The sequence below is a fragment of the Flectobacillus sp. BAB-3569 genome, assembly GCF_002270355.1.
In the GTDB taxonomy this organism is placed as follows: domain Bacteria; phylum Bacteroidota; class Bacteroidia; order Cytophagales; family Spirosomataceae; genus Flectobacillus; species Flectobacillus roseus.
In genome coordinates, this window is the sequence record NZ_NJFZ01000004.1 from 117,095 (window position 1) to 129,213 (window position 12,119).

General features: G+C 38.0%; 9 protein-coding genes. 4 read left to right on the forward strand and 5 right to left on the reverse strand.

The annotated features are described in order from the left end of the window. Positions 1-10: 10 nt before the first annotated feature. On the reverse strand, positions 11-1,045 hold the full coding sequence (locus BWI92_RS03300) for a YCF48-related protein (protein WP_095160708.1): 1,035 nt from the start codon (positions 1,043-1,045) through the stop codon (positions 11-13). 85 nt (positions 1,046-1,130) lie between these two features. Further along, entirely contained in the window at positions 1,131-3,527 is a 2,397-nt protein-coding gene (locus BWI92_RS03305) for a T9SS type A sorting domain-containing protein (RefSeq protein ID WP_095160709.1), read from the reverse strand. 658 nt (positions 3,528-4,185) lie between these two features. Here BWI92_RS03305 and BWI92_RS03310 point away from each other — a divergent pair. Together BWI92_RS03310 and BWI92_RS03315 are read left to right on the forward strand one after the other, a co-directional pair. After that, positions 4,186-5,844: a fatty acid--CoA ligase gene (locus BWI92_RS03310; RefSeq protein WP_095160710.1), complete on the forward strand. Its 1,659-nt coding sequence runs from the start codon at positions 4,186-4,188 to the stop codon at positions 5,842-5,844. A gap of 142 nt (positions 5,845-5,986) precedes the next feature. Continuing rightward, a complete protein-coding gene (locus BWI92_RS03315; RefSeq protein ID WP_095160711.1) occupies positions 5,987-6,571 on the forward strand; it encodes a bifunctional precorrin-2 dehydrogenase/sirohydrochlorin ferrochelatase in 585 nt (194 codons plus the stop codon). Positions 6,572-6,573: 2 nt separating this feature from the next. On the opposite strand, the gene BWI92_RS03320 is transcribed toward BWI92_RS03315, so the two are convergent. Together BWI92_RS03320 and fbaA are read right to left on the reverse strand one after the other, a co-directional pair. Beyond that, entirely contained in the window at positions 6,574-7,335 is a 762-nt protein-coding gene (locus BWI92_RS03320; protein ID WP_095160712.1) for a LytTR family DNA-binding domain-containing protein, read from the reverse strand. 126 nt (positions 7,336-7,461) lie between these two features. Beyond that, complete coding sequence (gene fbaA / locus BWI92_RS03325) at positions 7,462-8,544, reverse strand: class II fructose-bisphosphate aldolase (RefSeq protein WP_095160713.1); 1,083 nt, start codon at positions 8,542-8,544, stop codon at positions 7,462-7,464. A gap of 541 nt (positions 8,545-9,085) precedes the next feature. Between fbaA and BWI92_RS03330 the strand changes: the two genes are divergently transcribed. Then, positions 9,086-9,886 carry a serine O-acetyltransferase gene (locus BWI92_RS03330; protein ID WP_095160714.1) on the forward strand — a complete coding sequence of 267 codons (801 nt, stop codon included), beginning with the start codon at positions 9,086-9,088 and terminating at the stop codon, positions 9,884-9,886. 98 nt (positions 9,887-9,984) lie between these two features. Next, positions 9,985-10,869 carry a cysteine synthase CysM gene (gene cysM, locus BWI92_RS03335; protein ID WP_095160715.1) on the forward strand — a complete coding sequence of 295 codons (885 nt, stop codon included), beginning with the start codon at positions 9,985-9,987 and terminating at the stop codon, positions 10,867-10,869. A 203-nt stretch (positions 10,870-11,072) separates the two neighbouring features. Here the strand turns inward: cysM and BWI92_RS03340 are convergent, their stop codons facing one another. Beyond that, positions 11,073-12,005 (reverse strand): methylenetetrahydrofolate reductase, encoded by a 933-nt coding sequence (locus tag BWI92_RS03340; protein ID WP_095160716.1) that lies wholly within the window; start codon positions 12,003-12,005, stop codon positions 11,073-11,075. Between the last annotated feature and the right edge of the window lie 114 nt (positions 12,006-12,119).

Below are 12,119 nucleotides of genomic sequence, written 5' to 3' on the forward strand. Positions count from 1 at the left end.
TTTTACTGGTCTACTTTAAAAAATCTGTATTCAAGCGCGCAACTGTCCCTTTTCCTCCTACGGCCCACACACTATTACCAACAATACTGATCGCATGGAATGGGGTTTTATCAATCATAGTCCAACTTTTTCCAAAGTCTTTCGAATAGCTTGTGCCTGATGGACCAACAGCAATAATGATTTTCTTTTGCCATATACCGACTCCTTCTTTCAAGCCAGCAGGATTGGTATTAGCCTCCAATTGCCAGGTTTTTCCAGCATCTGCAGTAACCAATACATTGGGTAAGTCTTTTTCAACTTCCAAATAGTCGCCGCCTACAGCCACACCATGCTGGTTATCCCAAAATTTCATTCCGAACAAACCTGATGCTTTACCTGCAGGCACAGGAGTATCAATTGCCTCCCATGTTTGTCCTTGGTTTAAAGTTCTAAATACTCGTGCAGACTCAGCTCCTCCAGTACATATATAAGCCTGTTTTTTACCTACAGTAATCATACTTGTACCCGAAGCTGCAAATGCTGCCTCTGTACCTTTATTGGCTGGTAAAGCCGTTGGAATTAATCTTTCCCAGGTTTTGCCTGCATCCTTGGTTTTGAGTAAAAACCAGTGCCCTGCCACGGGATCTGAAAAAACTAGCCCCGTATTTTTATCCCAAAAGTCTATACCATCAAAAAAAACACCCTTTTCTTCTGTTTGGAAAACTAAATTCCAAGTTTGTCCTGCGTCATCAGTGCGATAAATCTTCGCAGCGCCTTCTGAGGCTTCTCCTGCACTTACAATAATTGCCTCTTTTTCATTAAATGCATAAATATCTCTAAAATCTAATTTCTCCGCATTAGGAACATTAATTACCTGCCAATTTTGTCCTCCATCAATAGTTCTTAGCACAGTACCCTTACTCCCACTAATCCATACATTTTTATCAGAAAGAGCATGAACGGTTCTAAAACTCGCTGTGGTATTGATATTCTGGCGCAACCATTGTGCCTTTGATGACAGGCTGAAAAAAGAAAATAATAGAAAAGTAATGAATAAATTTTTCATAGAGCTTGTTGAATAATGAAATCATTTATAAAAAGAAAAGCCCCATCATAGTAAGAATGACGGGGCTTTTCAGGGAATATTTTTATTATCTATTGATAACAATACGTTTTGTTAATTCGAAGCCATCTGCTTGGAAACGGAACAAATAAGGTCCTTCAGGTTGGTTTCTAAGGTCTACTACAGCTTTTCCAGTAATTGTTGGAATTGAGCCTGTGTAGATTAAACGACCAATCATATCGTAGATAGAGAAAGTTACTTTGTTATAATTTTCTAATGTTTCTACTGTAACAAGACCATTACTTGGGTTTGGATAAATTGCTAGACCTTTCAACTCTGGCTCTTCTTTGAATGTATAAGCTTTAGAGTAATCAGTATAACAAACCAAAGTATTTAATGGAGCAGGCACCGAGTAAACTACCTTTCTACGAGCTGAGTAATCTCCATAACGATTAGCTTTAATGCTTTCTGTCGTAAATGTTAACACTTCAGAACCATATTTCCACTGATAATCTGTACCATCTGGGAAGTTAGTAGCTTTCAAAGTAAACGCGCCATCTTTTACAATACTTGCGGCCGAAGCACTAGGGCTTTCCTTAACTGTAACAGTAATTACATTTGAGCGAGCAGATACACAACCATTAGCATCTTTTGCTGTTGCTGAATACTGTCCTGATAATTTTACTGCGTCAAGAACTTTACTAACCAAACCAGTATTCCATGTAACGTCGTTTGAACTAGAAGCTGTTAATCTTACGCTATTTTCTTTTGTATAATCAGTAACGTCTCTTGAGCAGAAAGTAATTGCACCCTCAGCTGTAACCACTGGAGCTGGAGGAAGTGGCAATACTGTCACTGCTATAGTATCTGATAATGGAGACACACAACCTCTAGGATCAACTACTCTAACAGCAGCTTTAGTAGTTACTTTAACAGTCACCGAGCGAGTTGTATCATTAGTTGTCCATCTGAATCTTGTTGTTTCACCTGAAGCAAGTACTGATGACTCTAGCACGATACTTCTATCAGCACAAACCTTAACCAATCCATCACCTTTAACTGTAATTGTTGGTTTAGCAGGTAAAGCATATACTGTTACACGAACTACATCTGAAGTTGGAGACAAACAACTGTTAGTATCACGAACAGCCACTGTATAAGAACCTGCCTTTGTTACCTTGATAGATTTAGTTACTTCACCAGAACTCCAAATATATTTGCTTTGAGTTGAAGATGTTAAATTCACACTAAAACCATCACAAAACGCTAATGGACCATCAGAAGAAATCGTAGGTTTTGCAGGAATAGCATATACTTTAACAATTGTAGTATCTGATGTTGGAGATACACAACCACTTGTATCGATTACTTGAACAGCATATTTACCAACAGCATTGATACCTTTCAAGCTAGCAGTTGTTGCACCTGTGTTCCACTTGTACTTAAAGCCTAAGCTTGATGTCAAAGTCAACGTATCACCATTACAAATACCTGCGTTTTTCTTAGAGGGAGTAATAACAGGTTTTGCAGGAACGTTTAGAGCTTTTAAGCTAATCGGATTTGACAACTTTGAATAACAAGCCTGACGATTTTCAATCGTTTGTACTTGAATTTTCGCTGTTTTATTAAATTTAATTGAGCTTTTATTTCCTAACGAGTCTTGGTAAACACCGTTTACATACCATTTGTAGTAAGCAACGTGTGTGGCACTGTCAGATTTCAGAGACACAACTTTACCCTGACAGAACAATGAGTCCCCTGTGATAACTGGTTGCTTTTGAATTTCGATAAACAATACAAAAATATTGTTGCTTGAGTATTGAACACCAGCAGGAGTTGGACAATTTCTTGAAATTGCCCTCACGGAATATCTACCAGTTAAGTCGATTTCCAATCTAGGAGTACCTTGTCCTTTAGTGTTTGCTGAAGTTACCCCGTTCATTCCGTCTCTGTCCCAAACGTAGTCAAAACTAGGGTCTGTTACAGTTGATGCTAAACGTACTGGCTCCTTAGCCTGATTCTGGCATGTTTCGTAATAAGAGAAACTTCCTGTGTTAACAGAATAAACTTGTGGTCTTGGAGGAATCTTAGCATAAGGAATATTTACTGGAGCAGAAGGTAAGCTGTAAACAGAACTTTCTTCGCACTTAGCATAATAACTAGTATTGGCAGTAATACGATTTTCAAGGTATGCACCGGTACCAATTTCTGAGTTATTAGAGCTATTGTACCAGTGAACAGTTCCTGAGTTACAGTTCTCCGCAATTAAGCCTACATAGAGACCTTCATCACTTGGACTAAGCTCGTACCCACATTTGAGTACCTTGTAAGTTGCATATGGAGCAACAGGCGCTGCTTCCACCAATGCTTTTGGCTTCTTATTGGACAAGACTCCGCCTTCTGTCAATGGCTTAGCCCATGAGGTCACAGAACCTACCACTAATAATGCTAAAGCTAAAAAACTGTTGCGAGTAAGGGTGCTCATAAGTTAACAAGTATTTAAGAAACGATATTAGGTTAAGATTACTCATTGCGTGCGAATCAAATTCAAATGAGTAGTGTTTGAATATTCGCAAAGTTGCAATTAAATAGTTAAACACTAAGTAAATTTAAGGGATGACTAATGATATACCATAGAAAAAAGGGTAAACTTTTTAAACGGTATAATGCCTATTTTCTTCTTTTTCAAGAAGTTTTCCTTCAAACTTTCCCTATTGTCTAAGACTACAAAATTATCAACTTATTGCATAAAAAATATCTCAACCATTTAAATAATGCTTTTAAGTTGATTATGAAATATTTAAGATTTTATTGAAATAATAATCGGCTTCTTTTTTGATTTTTACTTAGCTCTTAGGCACAATGCATTAAATTGGCTTTCGAAATATATCGAATTTTCGACAAACATATAAGAAATAATCAACATTTAATAGTTTAATTTTTCGATTAGCTCCTTTTCAAAGGTAAAAATGATTCATATCATTCTTGCCCATTTCTTCTATTACCTAATTCTGCGTAGTGAATTTATTCTTCAAAGGATTCATTTTTTTTGTACTTGTTAATTAAAATAGTTTTGTATCTTTGAAAAAACATTAACCATTTAATATTTTTTATGAATATTTTAAGTAAAAATGCTTAATTCTATGAAAATTAAGAAACTTCCTGTTGCTTCTCAGGCTTTTGACTATCCGCTGTTGATTAAAAGTATTTTAGCTTACTCTACAAAGCTTGAACCTAATCGAGAAATAGTCTACCGCGACCTTGTTCGATATAATTATATTACACTCAATCAACGTGTAGCACAGTTAGCAAACGTGCTTACTTCTGCCGGAATGGATGGTGCTGCGACCGTTGCAGTATTGGATTATGACTCACATCGGTATTTGGAGTGCTTTTTTGGTATTCCCATGACAGGAAATATCCTACATACCATCAACTGGCGATTGTCGGCAGCCCAAATTTTGTACACCATCAATCATGCTGAAGATGCTCTTATTATTTGTCATCTAGACTTTTTACCTTTATTAGAGTCTCTAGCCTCTGAACTCACAACTGTGAAAGGCATAATTGTATGTACTGATGGTCAGATATTGCCACAAAGTGATAAGCTGCCTATTTTGGGTGAATATGAAACCTTGTTATCACAAGTATCGTCTGATTTTCAATTTCAAGATTTTGACGAAAATGCAGTAGCTACCACTTTTTACACAACTGGTACTACAGGTAATCCCAAAGGTGTATTTTTTACTCACCGTCAACTAGTATTGCATACACTTGCTTTGTGCTTTACTTTTGGAACAGTAGACGGCACATGTAGATTCAATAGCTCCGATGTTTATATGCCACTGACCCCAATGTTTCATGTACATGCATGGGGCTTTCCTTATGTGGCCACTATGGCAGGAGCCAAACAAGTATATATCGGTAAATTTGAACCTGAGGTTGTACTAAAATGCTTCGTGAAAGAACAACCTACTTTTTCGCATTGTGTGCCTACGATATTACAAATGTTCGTGTCACACCCTGCCACCCAGCAAATTGACTTATCTAAATGGAAGGTTGTAATTGGGGGTTCTGCTTTACCGAAAGCACTGGCAAAGGCAGCACTTCAACGGGGCGTGGATGTTATTACAGGATACGGAATGTCTGAAACTTGTCCAATTTTGTCTACCGTTTACTTGAATGCAGTAGATAAAATGAACCCTGATTTAGATTTTCAGGTAGAAGCACGTACTCGTACTGGTACTCCTTCTGTATTAGTTGATTTAAGACTTATAGACTCGGAAGGGCAAATTATAGAATCAAACGGGGAAGATATTGGAGAGATTACCGTAAGAACGCCATGGCTGACACAAGGCTATTTTAAAGATGCTGAAAAATCAGAGGAACTCTGGCGAGATGGTTGGTTACACACTGGAGATGTGGCTTCGCTTAATGAAAATTATTCACTCAAAATCAGTGATCGTATCAAAGATGTGATTAAATCTGGTGGTGAATGGGTAAGCTCAATCGAGCTCGAAAATATGATTGGGACGCTTGAGGCTGTTCAAGAAGTAGCTGTGGTGGGTATTCCAGATGAAAAATGGGGCGAAAGACCTTATGCTCTCATCGTCCTTAAAGAAGGAAAAAGTCTCAGTAAAGAAGAGCTCAAAGCACACATGAAGCAATTTGTTGAGGCAGGGAGAATAACTCCTTGGACGATTCCTGACGCAATTAATTTTACGACAATGATTCCAAAAACCTCTGTAGGGAAAATCGACAAAAAAGCCATTCGTGCTACGGTGGATACGATTTTGACCTAAATTGGTTCAAAAATGTTTTATATAAATGCTTGATTACGTAAACCTTGTTGGGCTTCCCGACGAGGTTTTTTGTTTGTTTTCAGAAAGATTTCAAACATTTTTATAGAACTTCGTCTTACCAAGAGACAATCACTCCAAAATTATGGCACAAAACGAATTATTTCCTATTTTTTTAAAACTTAATACGCTCGACGTTCTATTGGTTGGCGGTGGCAATGTTGGCCTCGAAAAGATTTCAGCTATGTTACAAAATAGTCCCGAAGCACGCATCACCGTTGTGGCGCCTATGATATTAGACAGTCTGAGGGAGTATATTCGCCATTTTGAACAGGTTCAAATTATTGAAAGAGAATTTCAAGAACAAGACCTAGATAATAGGGACTTGGTAATTCTAGCAACCGACAACCCACAGTTACACGCCACTATAAAAGCTACTACCAAGCAGAGACGAATCCTTTGTAACGTAGCCGATACACCACACTTATGTGATTTTTATCTAGGATCTATCGTTCAAAAAGGAGATTTAAAAATTGCTATTTCTACCAACGGAAAATCGCCAACTATGGCCAAACGTATTCGGGAGTTTTTGGATGACATTATCCCAGACAATATTCAAAATCTACTCGATAATCTTCGTGAAATAAGAAAATCAATACAAGGAGATTTTCAGGAAAAAATCCGAGTGCTCAACGAAGTGACTGCGTCGCTGGTAGAAAAGAAAAAATAATTTTAGAGAAAATCAAAATACCGCATAAAATCGTCTTTATAATTTCGTCCTAGAGGAATCGTATGCTTTCCCATGATAATTTCATGGTCATTAAAAGACTCTATTTGGTCGATATTGATGGCAAATGAGCGATGCGTACGAACTAGTTTATCGAAATTTATACGCTCTAGTACACCATTTAAAGTCAAACGCAAAGTAAATTTCTTTGAGCTTGTGATAATATGAACATAGTTGTTATCAGATTCTAGGTAAAGAATTTCACTCAGTTTGACTTTATTAAACTGATAGCTTTGTTTGATAAAGATAAAGTTATCGATTTGTAAGATTGACTCCCGTGTGGCATTAGGCTCCTTTGGCACTACATTGAGAGCCTTCGTACTTGAAGTTTCAGCTTTGGCTTTGGCAAAATTATGGATAGCTAAATCGATAGAAATTCTTAAGGCTACATCACCGACGGGTTTGGTGAGATAGGCTGAGGGAGAAGTTTCTTTGGCACGTTCGAGAGTCTCCTCATCTGTTTGACCAGATAAGTACACAATCGGCACCGATTTTATTTGTTTTAAGTGTTGTGCTGTCTCTATTCCATCCCAGCTACCCTTCAACTGAATATCAAGCAGGACTAAATCCACTTCGTTGGCTTTGAATAAAGCTAATGCGTCTTTTCCGTTATCAGCTACCTCGAGTACATCATATCCTTCGGCTTCAAGTCTGGCAGCGAGGTCCATCCCTACAATAGCTTCATCCTCTACGATTAAAATGGTCATAATTCTTAATTTCTATAGTATTGCGGTATGTTTAGTAGGTAGCAAAATTGTTTGCATTAATTGATAAAACAAAAGCCGTTCAATAAATCCTATTGAACGGCTTCGAACTTATGTTATATTGTATGACTACAAGTATTTGTTAACATCTACAGAGTTAAGATCTTCGAATGCCAATTTCAAGCGGCTAACGAAAGTTTCTTCTCCTTTACGCAACCATACACGTGGGTCATAGTATTTCTTGTTTGGAGAATCTTCACCTGTTGGGTTACCAATTTGTCCTTGCAAGTATCCTTCTTTCTCTTTGTAGAAGTTCAAGATACCTTCCCAGAATGCCCATTGCAAGTCTGTATCGATGTTCATTTTGATAGCACCATAAGAGATAGCTTCACGGATTTCTTCGCGAGAAGAACCAGAACCACCGTGGAATACAAAGTTGATTGGTTTCTCAGCTTCCAAACCGTATTTCTCTTTGATAAACTCTTGAGAGTTGTGCAAGATCACTGGAGATAATTTCACGTTACCTGGCTTGTATACACCATGTACGTTACCAAATGCAGCAGCGATAGTGAAACGGTGAGAAATTTTGCTCAATTCTTCATAAGCATAAGCTACTTCAGAAGGCTGAGTATATAATTTAGATGAATCAACGTCTGAGTTGTCAACGCCATCTTCTTCGCCACCAGTTACACCCAACTCAATTTCAAGAGTCATGCCTAACTTAGCCATTCTTTCAAGATACTTAGCACAGATTTCGATGTTTTCGTGCAAAGGCTCTTCAGAAAGGTCAATCATGTGTGAAGAGAAAAGTGGCTTACCATATTGTGCATAGAATTTTTCACCTGCATCCAAAAGACCGTCTAACCAAGGCAACAATTTTTTTGCACAGTGGTCTGTGTGTAAGATTACTTGCACGCCATACGCTTCGGCCAATTGGTGTACGTGATGAGCTCCAGAGATTGCACCTGCAATAGATGCTTCTTGTTTGCCATTTGGTAAAGATTTACCAGCATAGAACTGAGCACCACCATTTGAGAACTGGATGATTACTGGAGAATTAACAGCTTTTGCAGCTTCTAATACACCATTAACCGTGTCTGTACCTGTTACGTTAACAGCTGGTAATGCAAATTGATGTTTTTTGGCAACTTCGAAGAGTTCTTGCACTGCATCTCCATGCAATACACCTTTTTGAGTAGCTAAACTTGACATAGTGAAATTTTTTCTTGTTAAAAACGTACCTTACCTAATTTTTCAATCAGATAGTAGTCAAAATTAATAATTTTTCCTTGCTTTTTGACAAAAACACAAAATATAATTTGGCAACAACAATAAAGTAGCTAATTTGAATATATAGTTATTAGAGTGTTTTTGAAATCGAATACTACCTTCAATAAAAATCCATAACTAGCTGTTTTTCAGAAACAAACATATTCTATATTAGTCACCTATGTGGAAGCTTTTTATAACAAGCGTTTATTCGTCAATCGAAGATTTAGGAACTTATCTTCTTGAGATTATTTCACAAAAATACGAATCTATTTGGCATTATTATCGTTAAAATAACATTGATATTTGAATGACCTGACACATTTTATGATTACCCCTGGAAGATTTATTGTTGGAATGTCTGGAAGGTATAAAGCAATAACCAAGTTTATTAGTAGGATATTCGTTAGTCTAGGTGCAATTACCTAATTTTGTCTCATAATTTCTCAATGATTAATAGACGTTTACCAAACGTTCAGCTTACATGTTACCAAAAGACTTTTTAGAGGCATTAAGCCAAAAACATACCAAGTCCAATACCTTCCCTTCTACGTCGGCGGTCAAAGAGTTGTTTACTGATATCATGCTCACGCTCTTTCCAGAGCAGACCCAAAGACATTATGGTTGTTTGGACGAACTTCAAGAGGCTTTTGACCAAATCGAGCTAAGACTCACACGTCTATTGCGCTCTATGCAAAAGCATCTTGATGAAGACGCTCGTATTTTAGCGACCAACTATATTCAAAAGCTTCCCGAAATTTACAGAGTTCTATTGACTGATGTTCAAGCGACACTGCTTGGTGACCCAGCAGCTCAAAGTGAATATGAAGTAATACGAGCTTATCCTGGCTTTTACGCAATTGCTTTTTATCGTTTAGCACATGCACTTTACGAAATGAATGTACCAATGCTTCCTCGTATTTTGACGGAGTATGCTCATTCAAAAACAGGCATTGACATTCACCCTGGCGCTGATATTGATGAGTATTTTATGATAGACCATGGCACGGGTGTGGTAGTTGGAGAAACAACAACCATTGGAAAACATGTGAAACTGTATCAAGGTGTAACTTTAGGAGCACTGTCGGTCAGTAAAGAAATGGCTTCACTTAAACGTCATCCAACCATCGAAGATCATGTGGTGATTTATTCGGGAGCAACTATCTTAGGGGGCGAAACAGTTGTGGGAGCTCATTCAATTATTGGGGGTAATGTGTGGCTAACTAGAAGTGTGCCTCCTCAAACCAAGATTTACCATCAAGAACAAGTAAAGATATTAAATTAAGCATTGGGCGATTGGCTATGGTCTTTGAGCAGGAATTATCCAGAAAATCGTACACTTGTTAGAATCTCATAGCAATTTGCTCATATAAAATACAAATTATGGCAACACTTTTGGATTTGGTGGGAAATACCCCGCTGGTTGAATTAAATCGTATTAATCCTAATCCTAATGTAAAAATTCTAGGAAAATTAGAAGGCAACAACCCAGGGGGCTCTGTCAAAGATCGTGCAGCTTATGGCATGATTAAAGGTGCATTGGAAAGAGGTGAAATCACCCCAGGAATAAAACTCATCGAAGCGACTTCAGGTAATACTGGTATTGCCTTGGCAATGATTGCTCGTCTTTTTGACATTGATATAGAATTGGTAATGCCCGAAAACTCTACACGTGAGCGTGTATTGACGATGGAAGCATTTGGGGCTAAGGTTACACTTACACCAGCCTCAGAGGGTATAGAAGGTTCTCGTGACTATGCAGAAGCGCAGGTGGCTAAAGGGGGCTTTTTGATGTTGAATCAATTTGCTAATCCAGACAACTACATGGCGCATTATCATAGCACAGGGCCCGAAATCTGGCGTGATACCAACCAAACAGTAACGCACTTTGTAAGCTCAATGGGAACAACGGGTACGATTATGGGCACTTCCAAATTTTTGAAGGAAGTAAATCCAGCTATTCAAATTGTAGGTTGTCAGCCAACAGAAGGCTCAAAAATCCCAGGTATACGTCGTTGGCCTGAAGAGTATCTCCCTAAAATTTATGACCCAAGTCGTGTAGACCGCGTGATGGATATTTCAGAAGATGAAGCTCGTGCGATGGCCAATACTTTAGCAAAAGTGGAAGGTGTTTTTGGAGGAATGAGTAGTGGTGGCGCGGCATCGGCGGCTGTACGCTTAGCACAAGAATTAGAATCAGGAGTAATTGTATGTATTATCTGTGATCGTGGCGACAGATATTTATCAAGCGACCTTTTTGGCGCGTAAAACCCGAATTTAATTGAGTGATTTAGTGGTTGAGCGAATGAGTGATTGTTTTATTTGTAGAGACGCAATACTTTGCGTCTAATGTGGAGTCATACAGTAGGATAGTATCAAAAAAAGCGGTCGGAAATTATTTTCCGACCGCTTTTTTGATCCAACTTGGCTTGAGACGTAAAATATTACGTCTCTACTGTTGACACCAACTATTATTTCCTTAAACCTTCCGCTTTCAACATCTCCCCTATCTGGTTTACCATCGCAATCGACGCTTCGATTTCTTCTTTACGTATCGCTACACTTTCAATGTTAAACCCTACTGGTACTCCTAATTGAATGCAGTATTTTATTAACTCGTCTGCAATCGTGATACATACTTCTACAGATCTATCCAAGATATTTTCTGAAGCCTTAAACTCTTCTTTCAACTCCTCTGGAATGTGAATACCTAACCATTCCATAAAATGCAATGTTTTCAATGATCCACAAGCTGTTAGCGTAAAGATAATCGTTGGAATTTCCTGATTTTTCGCTTGACAAGCTTGTACCAAAGCATCTAACATCGCTTTGGCATAATCGACATTAAATACACATTGCGACACAAAATAACTTACTCCCGACGATACTTTATCCAAAATACGTTGATCTTCATCCTTCAGTACAGCATGACGTTCGGGAATAGTGACAGCACCAATTACCGATTGATCTTGATATTGTCTCCAAACACCATAAGCTTCTGGTAAGCTGGTAACAGGTACAAAGTCTGGAGAAGGCACACCCACGAATACAGGTGAAAAACCATGATTTACCACTTCTTTCAACCAAGCATTTAACTCTTCTTTGGTAAACTTTCCTGCTGGACGATAGATAATTTTGGGTACTTGTAGAGAAGATAGGTGATCTTTGGCAAACTCAAAAGGGTCATGAGCACTAATAAATGGAAATGGGCGCTCTTCGCTAGTACGAGCTGATTCGTCTTGAACATCATACACGACTAAAGCATCAATGTCAAGATTATGCAAACGAGCTAATGTTTTCTCTGCAATTTCTATTACTTTTTCTGGACCAACCTGTGCTTTGGGAGGCGTAATTCCATACAATAAGATACCAGACTCTTTTGATTTGATTTTATCTAAAAACATAAATTATTTACGAGATTGTGTAATCGGTTAACAGGATTACGTGGTAAGAGATAAGCATTTAGCTTATTGGGCTACAAAGGTAGCAGGAAGATTTGTGATTATAGAATCAAAATG